General features: G+C 61.8%; 22 protein-coding genes. 14 read left to right on the top strand and 8 right to left on the bottom strand.

The genetic code is table 11. From position 1 onward, the window contains the following. The first annotated feature begins 24 nt into the window (after positions 1-24). On the top strand, positions 25-1,152 hold the full coding sequence (locus E5554_RS18835) for a hypothetical protein (protein WP_136187723.1): 1,128 nt from the start codon (positions 25-27) through the stop codon (positions 1,150-1,152). Here the strand turns inward: E5554_RS18835 and E5554_RS18830 are convergent. The 5 genes from E5554_RS18830 to E5554_RS18810 form a co-directional block, all read right to left on the bottom strand. Further along, positions 1,137-2,075: a hypothetical protein gene (locus tag E5554_RS18830; protein WP_136187722.1), complete on the bottom strand. Its 939-nt coding sequence runs from the start codon at positions 2,073-2,075 to the stop codon at positions 1,137-1,139. The two genes, E5554_RS18835 and E5554_RS18830, sit on opposite strands and share 16 nt — an antisense overlap. Continuing rightward, positions 2,068-2,832 (bottom strand): TauD/TfdA family dioxygenase, encoded by a 765-nt coding sequence (locus tag E5554_RS18825; protein ID WP_210729771.1) that lies wholly within the window; start codon positions 2,830-2,832, stop codon positions 2,068-2,070. The genes E5554_RS18830 and E5554_RS18825 overlap by 8 nt, the downstream gene beginning before the upstream one ends. Next, positions 2,789-4,690 carry a UvrD-helicase domain-containing protein gene (locus tag E5554_RS18820; RefSeq protein WP_136187721.1) on the bottom strand — a complete coding sequence of 634 codons (1,902 nt, stop codon included), beginning with the start codon at positions 4,688-4,690 and terminating at the stop codon, positions 2,789-2,791. The genes E5554_RS18825 and E5554_RS18820 overlap by 44 nt, the downstream gene beginning before the upstream one ends. After that, positions 4,687-7,020: an AAA family ATPase gene (locus E5554_RS18815; RefSeq protein WP_136187720.1), complete on the bottom strand. Its 2,334-nt coding sequence runs from the start codon at positions 7,018-7,020 to the stop codon at positions 4,687-4,689. Before E5554_RS18815 ends, E5554_RS18820 begins: the two co-directional genes overlap by 4 nt. A 662-nt stretch (positions 7,021-7,682) precedes the next feature. Next, complete coding sequence (locus E5554_RS18810; RefSeq protein ID WP_031297874.1) at positions 7,683-8,561, bottom strand: LysR family transcriptional regulator; 879 nt, start codon at positions 8,559-8,561, stop codon at positions 7,683-7,685. 209 nt (positions 8,562-8,770) lie between these two features. Here E5554_RS18810 and E5554_RS18805 point away from each other — a divergent pair, with 209 nt between their 5' ends. The 9 genes from E5554_RS18805 to E5554_RS18765 all read left to right on the top strand — a co-directional run bounded on the left by E5554_RS18805 (position 8,771) and on the right by E5554_RS18765 (position 15,962). Next, positions 8,771-9,466, top strand: a complete 696-nt coding sequence (locus E5554_RS18805; protein WP_009823877.1) for a type 1 glutamine amidotransferase domain-containing protein — start codon at positions 8,771-8,773, stop codon at positions 9,464-9,466. Further along, positions 9,466-9,924 carry a VOC family protein gene (locus E5554_RS18800; protein WP_136187719.1) on the top strand — a complete coding sequence of 153 codons (459 nt, stop codon included), beginning with the start codon at positions 9,466-9,468 and terminating at the stop codon, positions 9,922-9,924. Before E5554_RS18805 ends, E5554_RS18800 begins: the two co-directional genes overlap by 1 nt. Further along, complete coding sequence (locus tag E5554_RS18795) at positions 9,918-11,030, top strand: NADH:flavin oxidoreductase/NADH oxidase (RefSeq protein ID WP_136187718.1); 1,113 nt, start codon at positions 9,918-9,920, stop codon at positions 11,028-11,030. The genes E5554_RS18800 and E5554_RS18795 overlap by 7 nt, the downstream gene beginning before the upstream one ends. Next, the gene (locus tag E5554_RS18790; protein ID WP_009823880.1) at positions 11,027-12,178 is read left to right on the top strand and encodes an L-dopachrome tautomerase-related protein; all 1,152 of its coding nucleotides are present in this window, start codon (positions 11,027-11,029) and stop codon (positions 12,176-12,178) included. Before E5554_RS18795 ends, E5554_RS18790 begins: the two co-directional genes overlap by 4 nt. A 76-nt stretch (positions 12,179-12,254) precedes the next feature. Beyond that, positions 12,255-12,995, top strand: coding sequence for an SDR family oxidoreductase (locus E5554_RS18785; protein WP_136187717.1), 741 nt, complete (start codon positions 12,255-12,257; stop codon positions 12,993-12,995). Between the two features lie 111 nt (positions 12,996-13,106). Continuing rightward, positions 13,107-13,400 carry an antibiotic biosynthesis monooxygenase gene (locus E5554_RS18780; RefSeq protein WP_136187716.1) on the top strand — a complete coding sequence of 98 codons (294 nt, stop codon included), beginning with the start codon at positions 13,107-13,109 and terminating at the stop codon, positions 13,398-13,400. A 102-nt stretch (positions 13,401-13,502) separates the two neighbouring features. After that, positions 13,503-13,922 carry a heme-binding protein gene (locus E5554_RS18775; protein ID WP_136187715.1) on the top strand — a complete coding sequence of 140 codons (420 nt, stop codon included), beginning with the start codon at positions 13,503-13,505 and terminating at the stop codon, positions 13,920-13,922. Between the two features lie 299 nt (positions 13,923-14,221). Then, a complete protein-coding gene (locus E5554_RS18770) occupies positions 14,222-15,361 on the top strand; it encodes a glutathione-independent formaldehyde dehydrogenase (RefSeq protein ID WP_009823884.1) in 1,140 nt (379 codons plus the stop codon). A 31-nt stretch (positions 15,362-15,392) separates the two neighbouring features. Next, entirely contained in the window at positions 15,393-15,962 is a 570-nt protein-coding gene (locus tag E5554_RS18765; protein WP_136187714.1) for a type 1 glutamine amidotransferase domain-containing protein, read from the top strand. 255 nt (positions 15,963-16,217) lie between these two features. Here the strand turns inward: E5554_RS18765 and E5554_RS23510 are convergent, their stop codons facing one another. The 3 genes from E5554_RS23510 to E5554_RS18750 all read right to left on the bottom strand — a co-directional run bounded on the left by E5554_RS23510 (position 16,218) and on the right by E5554_RS18750 (position 21,472). Continuing rightward, positions 16,218-18,809, bottom strand: a complete 2,592-nt coding sequence (locus E5554_RS23510) for an excinuclease ABC subunit UvrA (RefSeq protein ID WP_136188413.1) — start codon at positions 18,807-18,809, stop codon at positions 16,218-16,220. Positions 18,810-19,270: 461 nt separating this feature from the next. Then, a complete protein-coding gene (locus tag E5554_RS18755) occupies positions 19,271-20,380 on the bottom strand; it encodes an S-(hydroxymethyl)glutathione dehydrogenase/class III alcohol dehydrogenase (protein ID WP_063975929.1) in 1,110 nt (369 codons plus the stop codon). A 102-nt stretch (positions 20,381-20,482) separates the two neighbouring features. Then, positions 20,483-21,472 carry a zinc-dependent alcohol dehydrogenase family protein gene (locus tag E5554_RS18750; protein ID WP_136187713.1) on the bottom strand — a complete coding sequence of 330 codons (990 nt, stop codon included), beginning with the start codon at positions 21,470-21,472 and terminating at the stop codon, positions 20,483-20,485. Positions 21,473-21,610: 138 nt separating this feature from the next. Here E5554_RS18750 and E5554_RS18745 point away from each other — a divergent pair, with 138 nt between their 5' ends. The 4 genes from E5554_RS18745 (at position 21,611) to E5554_RS18725 (ending at position 25,758) form a co-directional block, all read left to right on the top strand. Beyond that, positions 21,611-22,189: a TetR/AcrR family transcriptional regulator gene (locus E5554_RS18745; RefSeq protein WP_198382195.1), complete on the top strand. Its 579-nt coding sequence runs from the start codon at positions 21,611-21,613 to the stop codon at positions 22,187-22,189. Positions 22,190-22,262: 73 nt separating this feature from the next. Then, positions 22,263-23,093 (top strand): aldo/keto reductase, encoded by an 831-nt coding sequence (locus E5554_RS18740; protein ID WP_136187712.1) that lies wholly within the window; start codon positions 22,263-22,265, stop codon positions 23,091-23,093. Positions 23,094-24,176: 1,083 nt separating this feature from the next. After that, positions 24,177-24,779 (top strand): sigma-70 family RNA polymerase sigma factor, encoded by a 603-nt coding sequence (locus E5554_RS18730; RefSeq protein WP_136187711.1) that lies wholly within the window; start codon positions 24,177-24,179, stop codon positions 24,777-24,779. Next, positions 24,748-25,758, top strand: a complete 1,011-nt coding sequence (locus E5554_RS18725; protein WP_136187710.1) for a FecR domain-containing protein — start codon at positions 24,748-24,750, stop codon at positions 25,756-25,758. The genes E5554_RS18730 and E5554_RS18725 overlap by 32 nt, the downstream gene beginning before the upstream one ends. Positions 25,759-25,830: the final 72 nt, after the last annotated feature.

Genomic DNA, 25,830 nt, shown 5'->3' with positions numbered 1-25,830 from the left:
CCAAGGCCCACAGAGAGTATTCAGATGACCAAGCCCCCCGTTGCGATCGTTCCACCGGACGTTTCGATCCGTAACGAAGCGGGAGAGGTGCTGCTCTTCTCATGGCCCGAGTTCGTTGAGACGATATGCGAGGGAACTTCGTGCTTCGTCTGCGGCCGGCCCCGCGCCGGCAATGCCTTCAACGACGAGCACATCGTTCCCAACTGGGTGCTGCACGCCTTCGACCTGCACAAGAAAGCAATCACGCTGCCCAATGGCAGGCAAACGGTGTACGGCAACTACACGATTCCGTGCTGCGCGCACTGCAACACCGAAATGGCGCGTGAGTTCGAGGATGTCATCAGCCCGCTGGTCCGCGCGGGGGGCGATGCCGTTCAAAACCATGTCGCTGGCGGCGGTGGACAGCACCTCTTCACCTGGATGGCGCTGATATTCCTCAAGCTGCATCTTAACGACCGGCGGCTACGGAAGCATCGTAACTTCAACGACGGCGACGCTCCTATATCGGTGGACTACACCTGGGAGCACATGCACCACCTCCATGCCGTCGCGCGCGCCTTTCATATCGGCGCAACCCTTATGCCCGAGGCGACCGGATCGCTCTATGTCTTCCCAATCGACGCGGGCGAGCGTGACTTTGACCTCCTCACGATCACCGATGCGCAGACTCTGTATCTTCAGCTTGGCCGCACGGGGATCATCGCAGTCTTCGACGACGCCCACGCCGCGCTGAACCGCGTCATGTGGATCATAGAGAAGATCAACGGCCCGCTCAGCAGCTTCCAGGCCCGCGAGCTGGCCATCCACTTTGCCATGGCGAACCTCGATCTGGTAAACCGACCGCGCTTCTGGACCCAGGTTTCGCCGGATAAGAAGGACGTGCTGATCGGCGGAGCCACAGAATCGAAACCGCTTTTCCGGCCATACGATCAGGCGTTGTTCGGCCATCTGATGACCGTGGCGTTCCCGGTGCTGCCCGAGGTGGCCGGGCTAGATCGGGATCAGGCGGCGGCGCTGCTCGCGTCGGGGGACATGAACTTCCTGCTCGACGACAAACTCGAATTCGTCTCCGACCATGCCCGCAAAAGTGGTTTCAAAGCTGATGTAGGGGGATCAGAAGCCTCCCATACGTCCGATCAATCGTTCCCATAGTCCGGTTCATATTCCATCTCCCGCTCCTGCTGATCGGTATGGATGTAGTCGATCCCAGCAGCATCCAGTTCGTCACTGCCGGTGAGGGTGAGATCGCAAGTGGGGCACTTGAATTCCTCACCGACGAACTCCCGATCGACGGTTTCCCAAATGCCGTATTCGTCCGCCTCTTTCGTGATGTCCTCGCCTGTCTGTTCGCCTGTAACGAACGCGCGACAGGCGCAGGCCGGGCAGGATTCCGACCAGATTTCGTCATACCTGTCGGGGAACAGAACAGTCTGCTTATCCGGTTCGCGCAGCTCAGCGTCCGCATGGAGCTTCTCCCTCTCCGCCTTCTTCAGCTCCTGAAAGGCGGCCCGATGGGATTCGACCCGCAACTTGACCGCAGCGGTTAGGGCCGAGGCAGCCTCGGCCAGGAGTTGACGCGGAGCTGCGGCATCAGCGGCGCCGATCCAGTCCTCCAACGAAGTCTCCATATGGCGCAGTATGGTGTCGCAGGCGTGCCAATAGCGTTCCTCCCAAGCGTCAAGGCGCATGGTTTTGAAGGGAAGATCTGCTGAATGAAGTTCAGCATTCCGGCGCTCCGCGATCTCCATGCAGAACTTCTGCACCACCTTGTCGAAGCGCGGCACGAGATGCGTCAGCCGTTCAAAGAGAGTCTTCGCGGTTATCGTCTTCACGTCAGTAGTGATGTTGAACCCGGCTGCTACGAACATGGACGGGGCATGCTGGGGATCGACGACAAGGCAAGGATGCTGTCGTGCGAGGGCCGCCTTGCCGAGAAGCTCGAGGGCGAGCGACGCCCAGAGCTGGTATTCGTCAAGGTCGCCGGCCGCCTTCCGTGTCATTGCTCGGCCCATGTAAACCTTGGACTTCGCATGCAACGCTTCGCCGCTGATTGCGATAAAGACGTCATCAGCCATCAACTAGCATCCTTGAGAGGCGGCGCCCGACAGCACCTTCGGCTGACGTCCTTCCATGCAGGACGCGCCAATTATCGATGACCAAGATCCCACCAGCGTTCCAGTGATGAAGGGTTGGAGAAGAACGCGTAAGGCGATCCTCGACCATCTCGATGGCGGTACGACCACGTGCATCAAATGCTTCCATGCACCCGATGTCGAACCTCATCCACGCCTCGTCTGCCGGCAGTATCGAGGAGTAGAAGGATCGCCTGCCAGAGCGGACCAGCACGACTGCGTTGCGCAGCATGGCTCTCTCATCCGACGAAAACACGAGCTGGTTGCGGTCAACCAAGGCTGTAGCCACCGACGGAATACCCGGGTTCAAGCATGCCAAGACGACATAGCGGCATGGACGTATGCGATGGCTGAGCTCGACGTGCAGTGGAAACGTCCCCAAGCCGTGTAGCGCACTGAGCGATCGTGGGTGAGCGAGTTCCCGCGGGGATGGGGCTATGGTCTCCACCTCAACACCGCCTCGACCATGAACGACCGTGCCGAGCTTACTGCAGATTTGTTCAACGGCGTTGATGATTTGTCGATCGTCGCCTTCAATCTTTGTTGTCAACCATCCAGTATCGCGCAAGCCTGCGGGAAGCGCGGACAAGAGGGCCGAAAAGTCAGATGCACAAAGTCGGTCCGTCACTCCGTGCTCGGTGAACCCGTGGTCGCGATTACTGGGCATTATCGGGCAACGCCAGAACAACTTCATCTTCATGAAACCAGCCAGCCGCGACGACATGCGCCTTTACGGTGGCCGGATCAGCCGTATAGGCAACCAGCGCAAGACTCGATTTGGCGCGACTACAGGTCACATAAAAGAGCCGACGTGTTCTATCGATCGCCGAATCCCGGCCTTCCTCGGCATTCTTGAGATCGGTCGCGCTTAGCGCCTTCGCTCCCAGCAGCTTATCATATCCGAAGAGAAATCCCCGGGCGTCGCCATCGTCCATGAGGACCATGACGCGATCAAATTCCAGGCCTTTCACCCCTTGATGCGTGTCGAACGCGGCTTCCTTTGTGACATAGGCGGCATAGGGCGGGATCACCGAAAAGGGGCAGTCGAGGAAGTTCAGTATCGCATCGAGGTTCCGGCCGACGGGGTCGGCAGCCTCATCCTCAGCGTCCACGATCTCGTCTGCGCGCTGCGCGGCGAGCGCGGCTTTCAAGCTTTCCGGAACCTGGAACAAGCCGGTGCCCGCAACATTGCCGAGCACGGCCGCACAGCTGGGCACTTGGGATGTCCAGAGCGCCAAAAGACTGTCGATCGCGGATTGCGCCAGTCGAAGCTGATCCAGCGGATTCGTCGATGCTTTTAGGTTGTCCTTGCTCAGCAGTGGCGAGGTCTCCCGGACAAGTTTCGCGATGGCGAACTTGTCGTTGCGCTGGTGGGCAGAGACCAAGGGCAACACATAGTGCGTGAAAAACCGGGTGGCCGGAAAGCTGCCGTCCAAAAAGCTGGTACGAAACTCGTCAACCGAGGCGAGTGCCTCGAATAGCGGCTCAAACCCCATCCGTTTGGCGGCCATATGATGTTCAAGCGTCAGAACCTTGCATTCTGCCGGGTCATTCCAGGCATCATCATTGGTAAGCGACGCCATATAGGCCCGCACCCGGTTCTCGGCGGCAGGCTTGTCGTCAAGGTCGCTGGAGAAGGCGAACAGCCGAGCCCAGCCTTCACCGGCGTCGTCACGCGGTTCCTGCTTGTGCGTATCGGCGCCATCGCGGATGTCGTTGATTAGGCGAACGATGCGATGGGGGCTTCGATGATTGAGGCGCTTTTCCGGAAACGCCCAGCCTTCCGGGATATCGCGTTCGATATGCTCTTTCCCGTCGAGGTAGATGCGCTGCATGGTGTCTCCGATGAGTCCGAGGCAGAAGCGATCGGCATGCGCCTGTTGGACCGCGAACAGCGCTTCGATCAGCGTCTTGCTAGTATCCTGGCTCTCGTCGATCAGCAGGAACGGGTATTTCTCCACGAACATGCGTTGCATAAGCGTTTTTTCGAGCAGGAATGCCGAGAAAATCTTGATGACCTCAGCATGGTTCAGGGCGTTTCGTTCGCGATTGTCGCCGCTCGGATTGTAAGTGAAAACCTTGATCTCGTCCAAACGGCCGAGCCGCTTTTGTTTCGATTCAATCTGGATCTGGCGCGCGGCCGACGCTTTCGTACCGGCACGACCTTTCTCCTCCTCTATCATCAAGACTTCGATGTCGGCCTGCAAATTGGTCCGAAGCCACACGCGGATGTCGACGTGGAAGTTCTGAATTTGCATCCATGCGAAGCTATGGATCGTGCGCACCACAAACAGCGGATCATATTCGAGCCTGCGGGTAATCTCATCGCAAGCCGCGTTGGTGTAGGTGATCACCGCTACATTGCGTGCCCGTAACCGCAGAGCATCGCGATATTTGTCCGCGATATGGCGAAGCGCATTCACCAGTGACCGCGTTTTTCCCGAGCCCGCGCCAGCGAACAAAAAAAAGCTCTTCGGGCGATCCAAATCGAGATAGGTCGCGAGCTGATTTTCGACATCGTCATCGAGCGTGACATTCGAGGCGGTACCATCTGTCATTGTGGGGTCCCGGGCATCGGCGCTTCATTCGGCGCGGGATCCAGCGCGAGGATTTGAGCGAGGCCCAGTTCGGCCTTCTTTCGTTCGAGCTGCGTGCCGAGCCAAAGCAGGCCTTCGCGAATATAAAGCGGCGGCTTCAGATCGCTCGGGTTTTCGATTTCCAGCAAATCCAGCGCAAATTCGGCCTTGTTCCCACTCTTTAGCGCCTCCTTCAAAGCCGCGCTGAGCGCAGCAAAATCGGCGCTGGCGGCGATCGCTCCCCGAAACTTCGCAATTAAGCCGGAACCGGGGAGTTCGGCGAAGAGGTTGAGATTGCTGACCACGATCGCATCCTCGAGGGTGTATGCAAGAGCCTCGGTCGTCGCGCCCTTGAATTGGACTTCGATCGGGCATTGGTAGGCGATCCGGAGCTTGAAGCGCTCGGCATCATAAGCTTTTTCCTTCTCGGCCTCGGGCTTGTCGAGCAGGGCGTCCAGCTCGCTGATGGCCGGCCACCAGTTTCGCAGCGTGTAGTTACCCGACGTATGCGCAGCGTCGCGCATAGGTGCCGCCGTGTTGCCGTCGGCATCCTTGGAATCGATGTCGGTGATCACCAGCGTGGTGAGCCCGATTTTCTCGATCAGGCTGCGCAGCTTGTGCGCATGGCTGCCGCCGATTTCCAGCCAGGTGATGTAGCTCTCCGACAGCTTCGCGAATTCGGCATGAGAGGATACAAAACTGGGGACGAGGATGCGCTCCGCCGGTCCCTCGATCAACACCGCGGCGTCCGCGAAAAACAGGTCGCAGTGCGTGACCTTTAAGTAGCGTGTGACAAATCGCTTGGTATCTTGGTCGCCCCCGAACGCATTTTCCAGATTGATGACGCAGGAGGTCGGGATCGTCTTTTGCCCGCCAGGCAATCGGCGGAAATACCGGAGCGATTCGAAGTTGCACTCGTGCGCGATATGGCTCGAGTGCGTACTCACGACCATTTGGGTCACAAAATTCGGATTCGCGCGCAACAACTCGTGGTTTCGTAGGATTTTATATGCTTGCCGGATGAAAACCTGCTGGACCTGCGTGTGCAGATGCACCTCAGGCTCTTCGATTAGGACAAGGTGCAACGGGGCAATGATGTCGTCTTCAGCGACTTTGTGCTGAGCCTTGCCGACCCGCATCCAGCTGTCGCGAAACGCCATCAACCTGAAAACCATCGAGATCAGGTTCTGGTAGCCCAGACCATTCGAATCCTCGGGCAGGAACAGATCGACCGAATTGTCGCCGTCCTGCATCGGAACGACAAACTGCACCGCTGCATCATGGTTCAAGCCCTCGACGGGTCTGATACGCGTCGAAATGCTGAGCTTCGGATCGGTGACCCCCGGATAACCGAGCGTGTCCATCTCGGTGAGCGGATTCTTGAAACCGTCGGTCAGACGCAGGTTGAACGCCTTTTGCGCCTCTTCGATCGCTCTCAACGCCAGAAGGTCTTGAGCATCTGGATTTTCATATGGGTCGAGATGACGCGAGTAATATTGCCGCAGTTGCGCCGACAGCCGCCGCGAGGTCGCACTGCTGGCACTCGTCTCGCCCTCCGCACCCACCTGCTCGCCGGCATGACCGAAACCGCGTTGAGCGCTGATCTCGTGAATACGGATCAAGCCCTTAAACGGATCACCGTCGATGGGCTCGGCACCCTGCAACTGCTGAGGTCGTGCTAGCCCATGCTCGGGTTCGACGCAGGCGGCCGGATCAAGAACATAGGTTCTGACCCCGAAATAGCTTGAAACGCGACGCTGCAGGAACTCGACCAATGTCTGCGGCCAGATCGTAACCTGAAAGTTTTCTGGTGCTTCGCCCTTCTCCTGCGCGAGTGCCGCTCCGGCGGCTTGCAATTTACGCGCGTCGCTGCGAGCACTCAGGTAATCTTTCTGAAGCTGTTCACCGTCTTTCGGCTCATATCGCAATCTGACGCCCAGGCGCCCGCCTGCCCAATCCAGGGTCGGCAGGATTTTCTGAACGTAATGGACTTCGTGCTCTTCGACATGAAGCCAGACATCCAGGGATGGCAGAATTCCGTCCCACGCCGGCGGTGGCACTGCCGCTTCCGCGACATGAGCATCCTCCCAAACCTCACCCATCGCGTTGATGGCGGGCCAATGCGAAAGGGTGAAGTCGTTGAAGCAGAAGCTCGAGCGCTCCCCATCGACAAGGAAGTATCGCAGCGCAGTGATAGCGGAGGTTTTTCCGCTGTTGTTGGCACCAACGAACACTGTCTTTTCGGGCGAAAGTCCAATTCGTGTCGAAATCAGCTTCCTGAAATTGGCAACCTCAACGAAATCGATGCGCATATCCCCCCCTTTCTCGAGGGAGCATAGCCAAACGATGCCCCCACGCAATGGAGTGGATAGCGATGGGCAGACATTAACGCGCTGGACGGATCGACTATGGCGCATCCTTGCCGGCCTGCTCGCTCTTAATTAGAATAGTTCGACTGCCGGAGGATGGCTTCGCGAGACAACCGAGGTCGATGCCTGCCGCTGCGACGTGCTGTCTACTGACGACTAAAATGGTGTATCTGCCTGCACTGTAACCGAGCCAGCGCTGCGAAGCCGTCGAGGAACTCCGCATCATCGGTAACATTGACCTCCTCGTTCACGAGCTCGTGCTAGATCCCGTTGCGAAGCTGAAACTGGTGCGTCATGCGTTACTCTTGAACGTCCGCTTTCCTTGACCAGAAGCTCAAAACCGGACTGAGCGCAAAGTCCCACGACGCGGCGTTCGGCTCTCGGCAGCACCCGACCAAGATGCGTCGTTCGCCGGTCGCGCTTTCAACGACAGCTTCTGCCAAAACCTGCCGCTCGGTCGCCGTGAAACCGTCTGGCAGCAATGCGCCCTAAATTCGGACGTTCGGCCTTGTAGCCGACGATCCCGAAAGCCGCCATTCGTTTCGCCAGCGCTCAACTGGTTCAGACCCGACATTGCGCTCACGGCCCAACAGGCGTGGCCACCATTATTTTCGGAGTGCAGCAATCAGGGCATCCCGAGCCATGGCCACGCGCGGGTGTCGCAGCGATGAGCGTGCCCAGACGAGGTAGTAAGCGTTGCGCGGCACCGTGACCGGGGCAGGTATCTCGATCAGCGTGCAGGCAGCGCGTTCGCTGCGGGTGAGATAGCCAGGCATCACCGTCCAGCCGAGACCCGCGCACAATCCCGACCGTAGCACCCTCAGATCGGGCGCGGTCAACGCGGGCTGGCTCGTCAGCTCGATCTGGTTTGCATGGAGCCAGGTACGCAGCAGCGGTCGGTCGAGGTCGTACGCGAGGTGGGCCGTCCGGTTGAGCCCGTCGGCAAGCGGCAATTCGGCAATCCGCATGGCCACGGCGGGCGAGGCTACGGCGCGCAGGTGCTCTTCGCCCAGCGGATGAAAGGCCAACCGCGGATCTTCGGGCTGCGAGGCGGTGACGGCTAGGTGCACCTTGTCTTCGAGCAGCAAGGCATAGAGCGCCTCGCGCCCGCCGATATGCAGGCGCAGGTCTAGCCCCGCATCCAGCAGCGGCGCCAGTCGGGGCGCGATCATCTCTCCCAGTAGGTCCGACGGCGCGGCGATGTGGACCGTGCCCGAGATGCGCGACGATCGGGCCCGCGCGCTGGCCAGTGCCGATTCCGCCGTGTCGAGGCTGCTTCCGATCGAAGCCGCGAGATCGTCGGCAATCGCTGTTGGTCGAACACCCCGCGAATGGCGATCGAACAAGGGACGGCCCAATTGCGCCTCGAGCGATGCGATGTGCTGCGACGCAGCCGGTTGGGTGATGCCGATTGCCCGGGCCGCCTCGCTCAGTGAACGACGGCGGTAGACTTCGACGAAGGTGCGCAACTGCAGGAGGGACATTCCGGTTCCATAACCGGATTTATGGCCGTCCGCCATTCCCGCTGGATTTCATGATGCCGTTCCCTGCGTATCTAAGCCGCCGAAAGGAACGATCGAAGCAAAATCGCCGCCAATTGCTCCAAGCCCTCACCGCTGTCCTGGTGGCGGGCGCGGCGCCGGCGGGTGCGTTTGCTCGTGTTTCCGACATCACTAGAAAAGGACAACTGACGATGACCCGCATTCTCATGGTGGCCACCTCCGCCGACCGCATGACTCCCGGCACCGAACCGACGGGCGTCTGGCTCGAGGAACTTACCACCCCGTACTACGCGTTCCGCGATGCGGGCGCCGAGGTTACGCTGGCCTCGATCAAGGGTGGCGCCATCCCCGTCGACCAGCGTAGCGTCAACGCCGACGGCGAGAACGACGCTTCGGTCGAGCGCTATCTGAAGGACGAGGCCCTGAAGGGCGAGGTTGCCAGCACCCTTGTATTCACAAGCATCGATCCCGCCGGCTACGACGCGCTGTTCCTGCCGGGCGGCCACGGCACCATGTTCGATTACCCCGTCAGTGACGAACTGGCCCGCCTGGTCGAACGCTTCGACCGCGAAGGCAAGATCGTCGCCGCCGTCTGCCATGGACCGGCAGGGCTGGTCTCGGCGAAGAAGGCCGATGGCACGCCCTTCGTCGCCGGCCGCCGTGTCGCGGGCTTCACGGACAGCGAGGAACGCGCGGTCGGTCTCGATCAGGCGGTGCCGTTCCTCCTCGAAACGCGTCTCAAGGAACTCGGCGGCAAGCACGAGGGCGGCCCCGATTTTGCCCCCTTCGCCCTGCGCGACGGCAATCTGGTGACCGGCCAGAACCCCGCCAGCGCTACCCTCACCGCAGAGCTCGTGATGGAAGCCCTCAAGGACAAGGTCGCCTGATCATGCGCTATCTCCACACCATGCTGCGCGTCGCCGATCCCGAGGCAGCGATCCGATTCTTCACGCTGCTGGGTCTCAAGGAGACCCGGCGCATGGAGAACCAGGCCGGGCGTTACACGCTGATCTACCTTGCCGCCGACGAGGATTTCCGCGGCGACGGCGAGCAGGGCGATGCCGAGGTCGAACTGACGTACAACTGGCCGCCCGAGGACGGCAGCGCTGCCGAGACTTACACGGGGGGCAGAAACTTCGGCCATCTCGCCTACGGGGTCGACGACATCTACGAGACGTGCGCGCGGCTGCAAGCGGGCGGCGTGACGATCAATCGCCCCGCGCGCGACGGATACATGGCGTTCGTCCGCTCGCCGGACGGGATCTCGATCGAACTGCTCCAAAAAGGCGAACACATGGCCCCGGCCGAACCCTGGGCCTCCATGCCCAACACGGGCGCATGGTGATGGCGCGCCTGTTCGAACCGCTCGAGGTCGCGGGGCTGCGGCTTGCCAACCGCATCGTTATCGCGCCGATGTGCCAGTATTCTGCCGAGGACGGCGCGATGACCGATTGGCACCGGATGCATCTCGGCCAGTTGGCGCTGTCGGGCGCGGGCGCGCTGACGATAGAGGCGACCGCTGTCAGCCCCGAAGGTCGCATCACCTACGGTGACGTCGGCCTGTACGATGACCGTACCGAAGCGGCGATGCGAAGCGTGCTAGAAAGCGTCCGTCAGTGGTCGGACATGCCGCTCGTCATCCAGCTGGCCCATGCCGGCCGCAAGGCGAGCAGCGCCAAGCCGTGGCACGTCGGAGCGCAGCTTCCCCCCGATACGGAGAATGGCTGGCAGACCGTGGCACCCAGCGCCATTCCCTTCGCTCCGGACGACCATCCCCCTGTCGAACTGGACAAGTCAGGGCTTGCCCGCATCCGGGAGGCGTTCGCGGATGCCGCCCGGCGCGCCGGCAGGCTCGGCATCGAAGCCGTCCAGATCCACGCCGCGCATGGCTATCTGCTTCACGAGTTTCTTTCGCCGATCTCCAACCGGCGCGGCGACGAATACGGCGGCAGCCTCGACAACCGGATGCGGTTCCCGCTGGAAGTGTTCGATGCCGTGCGCGAATCGTTTCCGGCCGACCGCCCGGTGACCGTTCGCGTTTCCGGGACTGACTGGGTTGAAGGCGGCTGGACAGCGGAAGAAACCGCAAGGTTTGCGCAGGAACTGAAGCGGCGCGGTTGCGCGGCGATCCACGTCTCCGGCGGCGGGCTCGACCCGCGCCAGCAGATCCCGGTCGGCCCCGGCTATCAGGTACCGCTGGCCCGCACGGTCAAGGACGCGGTCGCTATGCCTGTAATCGCTGTCGGCTTGATCACCGATCCGCACCAGGCGGAGCGCATCCTAGAAGACGGGCATGCCGACGCCATAGCGATTGCCCGCGCTGCGCTGTGGGATCCGCGTTGGCCCTGGCACGCCGCCGCCGCGCTTGGTGCATCGGTCAAGGCGCCCCCGCAATATTTCCGGTCCGAGCCTCACGAAGTGGGCCGCATTCTCAAGGAAATGACGCCATGAAAATCTCCGTCAAACTGCTTCTGGCCGCTGGCGCTGCCCTCTCGCTTGCCGCCTGCGCGACGACCCGGGAGGGTGCATCCGCGCCCCGGATCGAACAGGTCGCGACCTTCGATGGCGCGATGCCGACTGGCGTGACCGTCGCCCCCAACGGGCGCATCTTCGTCAACTTCCCGCAATGGGGCGACAACGCGCCGTTCACGGTTGCCGAGCTGGTCGACGGCAAGGCGGTGCCTTATCCCGACGCCGCGACCAACCGGCCCGATCCGGCCGACCCGGCGGGGCATTTCATCTCGGTGCAGAGCGTGGTGGCAGACGGCGCCGATCGCCTGTGGGTGCTCGACACGGCGGCGCCCAAATTCTCTCAACCACGGGCCGGCGGTGCAAAGCTGGTGGCGATCGATCTTGCGACCAACCGGGTGGTGAAGACGATCGTCCTGCCGCCCAGCGTGGTGCTGCCCACGACCTACCTCAACGATGTGCGCTTCGATCTGCGTCAGGGCGCCGAGGGCGTCGCCTACATCACCGACAGCAGCAACGACGGCGTCGGCGGCATCATCGTCGTCGATATCGCCAGCGGGCGTGCGATCCGGCGCCTGTCGAACCATGCGACGACCAACCCCGAGCCCGGCTTCACCCCGGTCGTCGACGGCGCGGTGCTCATGAACCGCCCGGCCGACGGCCCCGCGACGCCGGTCACGATCGCAAGCGACGCGATTGCGCTCAGCGCCGACGGCAGCCTGCTGTATTACGGGCCACTGTCGGGCCGCACGCTGCACGCGGTGCCCACGGCGATGCTGCGCGATCCCGCGGTGTCCGAGGAGGCGTTAGGCCGCGCGGTCCGCAGCCTGGGGCGCAAAGGCGCCTCGGACGGGATAGCCGAGGACGACAAGGACCGCGTGTTCGCCGGCGATTACGAGAACAACGCGATCCGCGTGCTCGACCAGGGCCGCTGGACGACGGTGGTCAGCGACCCGCGCATCAGCTGGCCCGACACGCTATCGATCGGCACCGACGGCTACCTCTACTTCACCGCCAACCAGCTCCACCGCCAGCCCGGCTTCCACGGCGGGCGGGACCTGCGCCGCAAGCCCTACGAGCTGCTCCGCATCAAGGTCGGCGCCGCTCCCGTCCTGTTGCGCTCGCGGTGAACCCATCAGGCCGGGCGGGCTCGCGCGGGACCGCGATCCGGCGAAAAATCAACAACTGACTTGAAGGAATACAATCATGACCAAGGGTATCGAAGGCAAGGTAATTCTCATTACCGGCGGCAGCAGCGGCATCGGCGCGGAAACTGCGCGTCTTCTCGCTGACCGCGGCGCCAAAGTGGCCATCGCCGCGCGGCGCAAGGACAGGCTCGACGAGGTCGTCGCGGACATTGCCGCAACGGGCGGCACGGCACGTAGCTACGCGCTGGACGTGACCGACAAGTCGGCGGTCCAGTCCGTCGTCGCCGCAATCATTGCCGACTTCGGCCGCCTCGACGTGCTGATCAACAACGCCGGGCTGATGCCGATCCGTCCGATGGCCGAGGTCAACACCGACGAGTGGGACCAGATGATCGACGTCAATCTGAAGGGTACGCTCTACGGCATCGCGGCGGCCCTTCCCGGCTTCCTCGAGCAGGGCAGCGGTCACATCATCAACTTGAGCTCGGTTGCGGGCATCAAGGTCTTCGCACCGGGCGGCACGGTTTACTCCGGCACCAAGTTCGCCGTCAGCGCGATCAGCGAGGGCTTGCGCCACGAGGTGGGTGAAAAGGTTCGGGTCACGTCAATCGAGCCTGGAGCTGTCGAAAGCGATTTGAAGTTCACGACGTCGGGCACTGCTGCCGAGACGGTGCTCGACTTCTACAAGCAGGCCATCCCGGCGGCATCCGTGGCTCGTGCTATCGCGTTCGCTGTCGAACAACCTGATGACGTCGACGTCAACGCGATCGTCATCCGGCCGACCGCGCAGCAGTTCTGATTTCGACGAGGAGGCGGGGCCGCATGTGCTCCGCCTCTAGGGGAACGACCGGGCCGGTTCGTCCGTTACTTTGCGGAATGATATCTGCCCGTTTCATTTGAGGAGTCATCAATGCCCAAACTTGCCCTGTATGTACCACTGAAGGCCAAGCCCGGAAAAGAGCGCGATGTCGCCGATTTTCTGACCTCGGCATTGCCGCTCGTTCAAGCTGAGCCGGGCACTCTGACCTGGTATGCGATCGAGGAAGGCCCCGGTGCGTACGCGATCTTCGATACGTTCGACACGGAGGAGGATCGGCAGGCCCATCTTGACGGCAAGGTTGCCGCCGCACTGATGGACAAGGCAGAAGAACTGTTTTCTGAACTGCCGCAGATTCACAAGGTCACCCTGCTGGCCGCAAAATAGCGGAGCGGTCAGCACCCTAGCGCTTCGCTCTCATCGCCCGCGTGGAGGGGCGGGCGCGGCGGTGTTGAGCGGTTTTCCCCGAACTGGCCACGGAGACACGCCATGCACACCATCCAGACGCTCGACCTGAACGACGCGCGGACGATCATCGATGCGGGGATCGCGGGGGCCGAACGGATCGGCAACCCGACGAACATCGCGGTGGTGGCTGCGGGCGGCTGCCTCCTGGCGTTCGCGCGGATGGACGATGCGTGGCGCGGCAGCGTCGACATCGCGATCGGCAAGGCGTGGACGGCGCGCGCGTTCGACGTCGAGACCAAGGCGCTGGCGAAGCTCGCCCAGCCGGGCGCCGACTTCTACGGCATCCATGCCTCCAACGACGGCAAGGTGATGATCTTCGCCGGGGGCGTGCCGATCAAGGAGGGCGAGACGGTGATCGGCGCGGTGGGCGTGTCGGGCGGCACCGGCAAGGAGGACGAGAGCGTGGCCGAGGCAGCGGCGCAGGCGTTCGCGCGCGGCTGAGCTTTGGAGCGCGGCGCCGGCTCAGTCGGTGGCGGCTCGGGCGCCGGGCGCGCCTCCCGCGCGGCGCGGGTCGCCTCCGTTTAGAGCGCTATTCGGCCATTCTGGCCCAGTTATTCAGAAAACCGCCGTGAATCGATCCCAGGATAGCCCACGGGAAGGAACCTCTCAGGTAGCACAAGGTTCAGGAAACTGAGATCACTTGGAAGGGTGCGATGTCCTCCGCCGCTGCGATGGACCGGATCATCAGCAAGGTCTCGATTTGATGACGCGTTGAGAAGAGCTGCGAAAGGAAAGGATCCGTGAAAGCTGTCGTGTACAACGGGCCCAAAGATGTTTCTGTCAGTACCATCGATGATCCCAAGATTGAAAAGCAGACCGATGTTATCATCCGGCTGACCACGACCAATATCTGCGGGTCGGACCTTCACATGTATGAGGGCCGTACCAGCTTCGAAAAGGGCCGGGTCTTCGGTCACGAAAACCTTGGCGAGGTCATCGAAGTTGGCGCTGCCGTAGATCGTATCAAGAAGGGCGATCGCGTGTGCATGCCGTTCAACGTCGGTTGCGGTTTCTGCGAAAATTGCGAACGCGGTTTGACGGGATTCTGCCTCACGACCAACCCTGGAACCGCCGGCGCAGCGTACGGCTTTGCCGAGATGGGTCCGTGGCAAGGTGGTCAGGCCGAGTTGATGCGCGTTCCTTATGCGGACTTCAATTGTCTGAAGCTGCCTGAGGACGCTGAGGAGAAGGAGGATGACTATGTCATGCTCTCCGACATCTTCCCGACCGGTTGGCATGGCGTTGAACTGTCGGGTTTCCTGCCTGGCGAAAGCATCGCGATCTACGGCGCCGGTCCTGTCGGTTTGATGGCCGCGCACTCAGCCGAAATCCGCGGTGCCTCTCAGATCTTCGTGGTCGATTCTCACGATGACCGCCTGAAACTGGCCGAGGCGATGGGCGCTATTCCGATCGACATGCGCAAGGGCGATCCCGCCCAGCAGATCCTTGACGCGACCGGCGGCCTCGGGACCGACCGGGGGGTCGAAGCGGTCGGGTATCAGTGTTGCGATCGGCACGGCAAGGAGCGCAGCAATTACACGATGAACTGCCTCGTCAAAAGCACGAAGGCCACCGGCGGAATCGGTGTCGTCGGCGTGTTCATTCCGGAAGACCCGAACGCGCCCGACGATCTCCAAAAGGAAGGCAAGATGGCGTTCGACTTCGGCAACTTCTGGTTCAAGGGCCAGAAGATCGGCACCGGCCAGTGCAATGTAAAGCACTACAACCGGCGACTGATGAAGCTTATCGAGCAAGGCCGGGCCAATCCTGCCCAAATCATCTCGCACCGACTGCCGCTTGATCAGGCACCAGACGCCTACAAGCATTTCGACGAGCGCGATGCAGGCTGGACGAAGGTCGTGCTCAAGCCGGGCACCTGACCTTAGTCTTCGACGGAATAGGAAATAAATTATGACTTTGGAAGGCAAATCGGTTGCTATTCTGATCGCACCCCGAGGGACGGAAGAACCAGAATTCTCGAAGCCCAAGCAAGCTGTCGAGGACGCTGGTGGCAAAGTGACCGTGATCAGTTTTGAACCGGGCAAGGCTCGCACAGTCAATAGCGATCTTGACGAGGGCGCCAGCTATACTATCGACAAGACGTTTTCCGAGGTGAAAGCCGACGATTTCGACGGACTTGTTGTGCCCGGAGGGACTGTCGGTGCCGACAAGCTGCGCGGCAGCGTCGAGGCAATTGCTTTCATCCGGGCTTTCTTCGATCAGAAAAAACCTGTTGCCGCTATATGCCATGCACCCTGGACATTGATTGAGGCGGGCGTGCTTGAGGGTCGCACCTTGACGTCCTACCCGACGCTGAAGGTCGATATCGAGAACGCCGGCGGTGCATGGACCAATGAGGAAGTCGTGGTCGACAACGGCCTTGTTACCAGCCGCGATCCCAATGATTTGCCCGCTTTCTGTGCCAAACTCGTTGAGGAAATCGCAGAAGGCGTGGACGCAGCGCTCGCAGCAGGGAATTAAGGCGGGGCGTTTCGACGAACCATGTAAGGGCCTCTCACTTGAAAAGGTCCGCACAAAGCAAATGTGGCGGATGGCCAGCGATTGGCCGTCCGCCACGCCGCGTATCACACGAACGCGGCGCACCTGGCGGGCACACAAACCCTAAGCCGCGTCAACCGCGATCACACATCGCCGGTTCCCGCTTCCAGATTCGACCCATTCCAACGTGTGGTTGAGTTGCACATGATCGAACGTGCGTTCGGCCAGATTTACGACCTACAGCGCCGCCTTGAGATAGCGGGCGGTGAGACTGCCTTCCGCTTCCGCAACGACGCCAGGGACGCCGCTGGCAACGATACGGCCTCCATCTTCCCCGGCCCCCGGTCCCAGGTCGATGATCCAGTCGACCTGTGTGATGGCGCGCATGTCATGTTCGACGACTACGACGGTATTGCCGGCGTCTACGAGGCCCTGCAGGTGTTGCATCAGCCGATCGCCATCGGAGGGGTGAAGCCCCGAAGTTGGCTCGTCGAGGATGTAGATCGTGTTGCCGCGTTGAGCGCGTTGCAGTTCAGTCGCCAGCTTGATGCGCTGCGCCTCCCCGCCAGACAACTCGGTCGCCGGCTGACCGAGCCTCAGATAGCCAAGACCGATCTCCCGCAACACGTCGAGGGAGCGCATCACAGATGCCTCGCCAGCGAAGAAATCGCACGCATCGTCGACAGTCAATTCGAGCACCTGGGCGATATTGCGCCCGTTCCATTCGACTTCGAGCGTTTGCGGGTTGTAGCGAGAGCCATGACAGGTCGAGCACGGGGCAAAAACGCTCGGCATGAACAGCAGCTCCACCATGACGTATCCCTCGCCCTCGCACACAGGGCACCGGCCTTGCGCGACGTTGAACGAGAACCTTCCCGGGCTGTAATGCCGCCGGCGGGCGAGCGGCGTATCAGCGAAGATCCGTCGCACATGGTCGAACAAGCCGCTGTAGGTGGATAGGTTCGAGCGCGGCGTGCGGCCGATCGGTTTCTGATCGACCCGCACCAGCCTGCGAACATGCTCCATGCCTGCGACAATGCGTCCTTCAGTGTCGTTCTGCGCAACATCGAGCAGCGGATCGATATCCTCCTCCTCGGCCGCGGGGGAGCCGCCGAGGTGTTCCGTGACGAGCTCGGGCAGCGCCTGACTGACAAGACTGGATTTGCCCGATCCCGAAACGCCGGTGACAGCGGTGAAGCAGCCGATGGGAAACTCGACGTCGAGACCATGGAGATTGTTCCGCCTGATCCCTTCCAGGCGTAGCCATGCCTTGGGATCGCGCGGTGTGCGCTCACTGCGGAGCGGCTCTGCGAACAGGTAGCGGCGGGTGATCGAAGTCTCGACGTCGGCAAGTCCCTCTATCGGCCCGCTGTAGAGGACTTCACCGCCCTTTTCCCCGGCTCCTGGCCCGACATCGACGAGCCATTCCGCGCGGCGGATCACGTCGAGATCATGTTCGACGACGAACAGGGAGTTGCCCGCCGCCTTGAGACGCTCGAGGATGGTGAGCAAGGCTTCGCCATCTGCCGGGTGCAACCCTGCCGAAGGCTCGTCAAGCACATAGACCACGCCGAAAAGCTGTGACGACAATTGCGTGGCAAGCCGCAAGCGCTGCAGCTCTCCGGAGGAGAGCGTCGGCGTGCTGCGGTCGAGCGAAATGTAGCCAAGGCCAAGATCGATCAGCGGCTCTAGCCGCTCGATCAATTCGCAGGCAAGGCGTTGGGCGGCGATCCGCTTCTCGTCGGAGAGATTGGGCGTGCGGCGTACGTCAGGCGCGCTCTTGTGCGCCGAACCTCCTGCCGCGACCCGCCGTTCGACCGCCGCATCGCGGGCCGCCTTGCCGAGGACATGGCTCTTCGGGACCGCCCCGGCGCCCCCATATTCGCCATGCGCGACGGGCGTGAGCAAGTCCCGGAGTTTCAACACCGTCAGATCGCCTAACTCGGCGATGTCGAGGCCCGCGAACTTCACGGACAGGGCTTCGCGCTTCAGGCGCTTGCCGTCGCAGGTCGGGCACTCGCGTCCGATGATGTATTGCGAGACGCGCTTCTTCATCAGCGCGCTTTTCGTGTTGGCGAAGGTTTCCAGCACATAGCGGCGCGCGCCGGTGAAGGTGCCCTGATAGCTCGGTTCCATGCGGCGCTTGAGCGCCGTCCGGGTCTGTTCGGGCGTCAGGCCCGCATAGACCGGCACCGTCGGCGCCTCGTCGGTAAAGAGAATCCAGTCGCGATCCTTCTTCGGCAGATCGCGCCACGGCGTGTCGACGTTATAGCCGAGCGACACGAGGATATCGCGCAGATTCTGGCCATGCCATGCCGCCGGCCAAGCGGCGACTGCGCGTTCCCGGATCGTCAGCGTGTCGTCGGGCACCATCGTTTCTTCGGTCGCGTCATAGACGCGCCCGATGCCGTGACAGGTCGGGCAGGCGCCGGCGACCGTGTTGGGGGAGAAATCCTCCGCATAGAGCATGGGCTGATGGCGCGGATATTCGCCGACGCGCGAATAGAGCATTCGCACCAGGCTAGAGAGCGTCGTCACGCTGCCGACCGAGGATCGCGCGTTGGCCGAGCCGCGCTGCTGCTGCAACGCGACCGCAGGCGGCAAACCGTCGATCGCGTCGACCTCCGGCACGCCGGCCTGGTCGATCAGGCGACGGGCATAAGGCGCAACCGATTCCAGATAACGCCGCTGGGCTTCGGCATAAAGGGTGCCGAACGCGAGCGATGACTTGCCCGAGCCCGATATGCCGGTGAACACCACGAAGGCGTTGCGCGGCACATCGACGTCAACATTTTTGAGGTTATTCTGGCGTGCGCCGCGAACCTGCACGCAAGCGGGCGGCCCCGTATGCCCATGATCGGTGGCCGGCGTCGTCGCGTGAATATCCTTGCTCTTCAATTCAGTCTTCTGCCCTATACGCCCGTGCGGTCAGTGGTTCATCACAGTCGGGTAACAGATGAATGCATTTCCGACTCAATACATCCAACGGCCAGGCTGGCCCGATGTTCGGCACCTTTGAAATATTTTTCCAGCATTAGACAAAGGTTACGACAAAACCATTTTTCCCGTTGGGTCTCGCGACGAGGCCACACACACTCCGCTGGTAAGCGCCTGGGCCAGGCGGCCCTGGTCCGTGCCGCTATCGGCATGTAACGACCGCACTTCGGCGCTTGTTACCGCATCGCGACGCGTTGCCCATTTGCCAGAGCGCGCTTCATCATGCCCGGGTCGGGCCATGATGACGGCCGAGTTGTCGATCCGAGCGCCTCGCGCCGCGTCGGATCGGCGGGTCAGTAGTGAATGACCGTGCGGATCGACTTGCCTTCGTGCATCAGTGCGAAGGCCTCGTTGATCTCCTCCAAACCCATCGTGTGGGTTACGAATGGGGCCAGATCGATATCGCCTCTCATCGCGTCCTCGACCATGCCGGGGAGCTGTGTCCGTCCCTTGACGCCACCGAAAGCGGACCCCTTCCATACGCGGCCCGTGACGAGCTGGAATGGGCGGGTGGAGATTTCCTCGCCCGCGCCGGCAACGCCAATCACGATCGACTGACCCCAGCCACGGTGCGCTGATTCAAGCGCGGCGCGCATGACGTGGACGTTGCCGATGCACTCGAAGGTATGATCGATGCCCCAGCCCGTCATCTCGATCAGCACTTGCTGGATGGGCTTGTCATGGTCCTTGGGGTTGATGCACTCGGTTGCACCGAACTGGCGTGCCAGCTCGAACTTGGACGGATTGGTGTCGATGGCGATGATGCGACCCGCCTTCGCCTGGCGCGCACCCTGAATCGCTGCGAGGCCGATGCCGCCGAGGCCGAACACGGCGACCGAGTCTCCGGGCTGGACCTTGGCGGTATTGTGGACTGCGCCGATGCCGGTCGTGACGCCGCAGCCGAGCAGGCAGACATGTTCGGGGTTTGCCTCGGGATTGATCTTGGCGAGCGAGACTTCGGCGACGACAGTGTATTCACTAAAGGTTGAACAGCCCATGTAATGATAGAGGGGCTGACCATTGTACGAAAAGCGGGTGGTCCCATCGGGCATCAAGCCCTTGCCCTGCGTTTCGCGGACAGCGACGCACAGGTTGGTTTTGCCCGACAGGCAGAAGTCGCACTTGCCGCATTCGGCGGTGTAGAGCGGAATCACGTGATCGCCCGGCACGACGCTGGTGACGCCTTCACCGACCTCGACAACGATGCCCGCGCCCTCGTGGCCCAGAACCACCGGGAAAACACCCTCCGGATCACTCCCCGCCAGAGTGTACGCGTCGGTGTGGCACACACCGGTGTGCGTCACCCGTATGAGGACTTCGCCTTTCCGGGGTGGGGCGACATCGATCTCGACGATTTCGAGTGGCTTGCCCGCCTCGAAGGCTACAGCGGCGCGAGATTTCATGTTGGGATACCCCTCGTTGAGTTAAACTGATTGCTGGCGCGAGGCCGTCGCGTCAGCGCAAATTCGTGGGGGAGCGATCGCTCACTCCCCCCGGTATTCCGGTCAGACCGTAACGACGACCTTGCCGATCTGGTCGTTCGACTCGAGGAAGCGGTGAGCGTCCTGGATGGCGTCGAGCGGGAAAGTGCGCGCGATCCGCGGCTTGAGCGCGCCCGATTCCAGACCCGCCACGATGAACGCCTTGGCGCGATCGAGGGCGGCATCGTCCGAGACGATCTCGCTGTAGAGATACCCCTTGAGCGTGAGGCTCTTGCCCAGCACGGAGAACAACGGGAACGGCGTCGGTTCGCCGCTGAGCGCGCCATATTCGAGCAGGATGCCGCCGCGTGCCATGCTCTGGGTCAGCGGCTCGAACGACGGGCCTCCGACCGGATCGAGCACCACGCGCGCACCCTGACCATCGGTTATCTCCATCACCCTCGCTACCAGATCCTCTTCCTCGGTCGCGACGACATGATGTGCACCGGCATCGATCAGGGCCTGGCGCTTGGCGCCGGTACGTGTCGTCGCGATTACCGTTGCGCCGACCATCCGCGCAATCTGGAAGGCAGCAAGGCCGACGCTGCTGGAGGCAGCAGTGACGATGACGAAATCGCCCTCCCCGAGTTTCGCCTGCTCCACCAGCGCACCCCAGGCGGTGACATACTGCATCCACACGGCCGCCGCTTCCTCGAACGACAGCGCCGCCGGATGCTTGACGACGAGGCGGGCGGGTACGTTGGCAACCTCACCATAAGTGCCCCAGCGCGCGATATCGAGCGGGGGGATGACGCTGACGGCTTCGCCTTCCGCAAACCCGGTAACGTCGGCGCCGACCGTAACGACAGTGCCGGCAGCCTCATAGCCAAGGCGGCTCGGGAACTCGGCTTCCTGAAGGTAGGCATGGTTGCGGAACATCACCTCGGCGCGGTTTATGCCTATCGCCTTCACCGCGATCTGCACTTCGTCGGCCGCGGGAGCGGGGACTGCCACATCTTCAATCCTGAGGACGCTGGCGTCGCCATATTCGTGGATACGGACGATGAGGCTCATTGGAGACTCCTTGATTATTTAATGATCGTTCTGTAAGGGAGAGGACCACCCGTTTCAAGATATTATTTATCGATCGTTCCATATCGTGCATCAGAGATGACAGAGACGAAAGCCCGTCGCCGCGCAGGTCGCCCTCGTGTGTTCGACACTGACGCTGCGCTCGACAAGGCGGTGCGGCTGTTCTGGCAGCGCGGCTACGAGGCGACATCGATGGCCGATCTGGTGGCGGAGACTGGCGTCGCCGCCGCCAGTCTCTATGCAGCGTTTGACAACAAGGCGGGGCTGTTTGCGGCGGTGATCGAACGTTACGCCGCGACGTTCAGCGTCCACCTCTATGCACCCATCAACGATCCGGCGTTGTCCACCTACGAAGCCGTCAAAGGCCTGCTGGAACGAGCGGCGTCATCATTCTCGGAACCTGGAACGCCGGCCGGCTGCTTCATGTATTCGGCAGCGGCAGCCGTTTCGCCGGCGTCCGCCGCCATCGAATGCCTGCTGCGCGACAAGCGTATCGCGGCGGAGGCCCTCCTAATCGAGCGTCTGCAACGCGGCGCCGCGCAGGGCGAGCTTGCGGCCAACACCGATCCGGCCGTGCTAGGCAAATTCATCAATACGGTCATGGAAGGCATGTCCGTTCAGGCGCGCGACGGCGCTACGATCAACGAACTGCTCTCCATCGCCAAAATGGCGCTCGATCGATGGCCGGCCGCGATATGATCGTTTCATGGTGGTCATCTGCCAATCTGCCCCCCGACCGAACAGTCGAACTCATCTCATAGGACGAAAGCACATGAAACACGTGACATTGCCCGGCGGGGAAGTGGTTCCTTCACTGGGTCAAGGCACCTGGAAGATGGGCGAACGTGCCGAGCGCCGATCCGATGAGATCGCCACGCTACGCGCCGGTGTCGAACTGGGCATGACGCTCATCGATACCGCCGAAATGTACGGCGATGGTGCGGCGGAAACGCTGATATCCGAGGCGCTGGGCAGCGTTCGCGACGAGTTGTTCCTCGTCAGCAAGGCATATCCGCAGAACGCATCGCGCTCCCGCCTTGCCGATGCATGCGAGGCGAGCCTGAAGCGGCTCGGCACCGACCGGCTGGACCTCTACCTGCTCCATTGGCGGGGATCGGTGCCGCTCGCTGAGACTGTGGAGGCATTGGAGGCGCTCAAATCAGCGGGGAAAATCAGGCATTGGGGTGTCAGCAATCTCGATACCGACGATATGGACGAGCTTATCGCTGCCGGCGGGGATGGCTGCGTGACCGATCAGATCCTCTACAATCTCGTCCGTCGAGGCCCTGAGTTGGACCTGTTGCCGTGGCTCGCCCAGCACAAAGTGCCAGTGATGGCGTATAGTCCCGTCGAGCAGGGACGCCTCTCAAGCCATCCCGCCCTCGACAAAGTAGCGGCCCAGGTTGGCGCAACCCCTGCGCAGGTCGCACTTGCCTGGACGTTGCGCCACGATGGCCTTATCGCCATCCCGAAAGCGAGTTCGATTGCACATGTGCGGGAGAACCGCGCGGCCGCAGATATCGTGCTCTCCGACGCCGACATTGCGACACTCGATGCGGAATTTCCCAGGCCACGCGACCGCCGTCCACTCGAGATGCTTTAGCGTCAGATGACGATATTATCGCTCGAAGGAACAGAACGCAAACCGGATCGGCGGTAGGCGCTCAGCGGTGCGGTGATCGGACCAGTGTCGACACCGCTATCGAGCGGGTGCTGCGCGACTGACGGTTCGAGCACCAGGCCTATCGCGCCCCTGGCCCCAATCTGCTCTTAGCCTCCACGAATAACCGTCTGACCGTTCTTACCGTCTATGGGGCGTATCCGAGCTGGCAGGGCATCCAGCCAAGGGCGTCATTCTTGTCCATCGGGCGCTCGGGCGGCCTAGCTGTCAGCACGACACCGCGCTGCCTGAGTTTCCGAGCTGCCATCCCAGCGTGCGCCGCTGGCGGGAAGGTGAGCCGATTACTCGCTCAAGCTCAGTTCGACAGAGCGCAGGCCATGAACCGTTCACTGCACTGCAGCGCCGAATTAGCGCTCTGCTACCTAGAGATGCTTAGCAAAAAAAATGCTCTCAATAGCCCGATCTCGCAAGCTCAGTATCTGATTTACGAAAAAGGGAAATGTGGTGGACGCACTAGGGCTCGAACCTAGGACCCGCTGATTAAGAGTCAGCTGCTTGACGGCAGCTTTAGCCGATTTCTCCCCAAAAGAGGACGGTCAACAATCGGCCCACTTTCTGCCGATCTGTGATGCCAGTCAGGCAAACGATGTATGTCGGCTCCAGACAGGAGCTGCCATCCGATCTATCAATTTGGAACGGCAGCACTGTCCCAGGCCCAGTCATAATCGGGCGGTCCGCTTTCAAGCATCGTAATATTGCGGTCGAACGGCTTGAGTGGGCGCGTAGCGGCCACTTCCGCCGTCGACCCATTGCTGCCGTTCGGAGGTCGATTTTCAATCGCCAAGTGCTGAAGGTCTGCTTGTTAGATTCGATTAAGGCCGTGCTTCTCCCGCAGTGTAAGCTGAAAGGGGGGCACCCAAGGATGCTGGCAGTTTGAACGCACCGCCCTCGAAAAGATGGGCCGCACGTTTTGAAGATGTCGGCCCCGCAGCCTGTTTGTCACATTTCCCCTCTAGCCACTCCCAGAATCGACACTTCGTCATAATAAACGGTCGCGGAACTGGGATGAGCGGAACGGACAGGGAAAGAGCGCGCTGGCTGCTGCGCAATATCTTGCCGCATGAGCCTGCTTTGCGCGGCTGGCTTGCGCGTCGGCCATTGGGCGGACTGGAACCCGACGATATCATTCAGGAGTCCTACAGCATCTTCGCGGAGATGGATCGGGTGGACACCATCGCCTATCCCCGGGCCTATCTGTTCCAGGTAGCCCGGTCTGTGGTAACCCGCCATATCCGCCGTGCGCGGATCGTTCCCATCCACGCGGTCGACAATCTTGACTATCTGGACCACCCTGACGATACCGCATCACCCGAGCAGACGGCGATCGACCGGGATGAATTGCGCCAACTGGCCTGCGCGATCGCGGCCATGCCGCTCAAGACGCGTGAGGCGTTCATCCTACGCCGGGTCGAGGGCCTGCCTCAGCGCGCAATCGCGGCGCAGATGGGTATATCGGAAAATACGGTCGAGACGCATATTTCGCGCGGCATCCGATTTTTGATTGACTGGTTCGGTCGTGGTGGAAAGACGCTGCCCCAAACCTCTAGGGATGTGACAACGGAGACGCGCGCAGTTGATGGCCGGACAAGAAGACAGTCGCAGCATTGACCAAACCGCGTCCGATTGGGCGGCGCGGCTGGATCGTGGCGCGCTGTCTGCGGCGCAGGATGCCGAACTGAATCAATGGCTGGCCGCCGATCCGCGCCATAAGGGTGCCCTGCTGCGTGCCCAGGCATTGTCGTTGATGAGTGAGTCCGCGCAGGCGCTGGGCCCAGATTTCGACCCTCGTCTGTTCGAACCGAAAAAACAGCGCGGCCTGTCGCGACGACATTTGCTCGGCATCGGCGGTGGTGCGCTGGCCGCCATGGCGGGCATGGCCGCATTGACCATCGGCATGCCAGCATCGGGCGCGGAAATCCGCACCGGCCGCGGCGAGATGCGACTGGTGCCGCTGGAGGACGGGTCGACCGCCCTGCTGAATACCGACAGCCGCATCCAGATCCTTTATGGTGAAAAGGAACGTCTGGTCTCGCTGCTAGATGGCGAAGTCTATTTCTCGGTCGCACGCGACGAGCGGCGCCCATTCATTGTCGAGGTCGGCGGTCGCCGATTGCGCACAGCGCAGGCCGGCTTTCGCGTCCGCAAGCTGGCCAAGGCGCCTGTCGACATATTGGTGCATCAGGGGCTGGTCGAACTGCCTGCGGTCAATCCCATGAGCGGTCAGGTTGTTGCCCTGGCTGGCAATACCCACATGGTCATGGCCAATGCGGCAACCAGCCTGTTCGTCGCGGAACGGCCCGAACCGATCTCGCCCGAACGGATCAACCGGGAGCTGGCCTGGCGCGACGGGAAACTGGCCTTCGAGGGCGAGACCTTGCAGCAGGCGGCCAATGCCTTTGCCCGTTACAGCGAAACCCGCATCCTTATACCGGACGCGGCACTGGCGCGCGAACCTGTAACGGGTCTGTTTACAGCCAATGATCCCGCTGGCTTCAGTCGCGCCATTTCGACCATCTTCGATGCTAGCCTAGTCCGGCAGGACCATGACCTCATCCTGAGCCGCACAGCGCAGTCGAAAAAAAATTGACCCCGCATTAGCGGAACCGCCGGCCTCCCACCTCTTAGGGTCGAACGCCGTGCAGCGCGCGGCCAGCAGGGG

It is taken from the genome of Sphingobium sp. PAMC28499, from assembly GCF_004795815.1.
Classification (GTDB): domain Bacteria; phylum Pseudomonadota; class Alphaproteobacteria; order Sphingomonadales; family Sphingomonadaceae; genus Sphingobium; species Sphingobium yanoikuyae.
The sequence above is the reverse complement of the archived record's forward strand: the minus strand, read 5'-3'. Positions and strand labels throughout refer to the sequence as shown.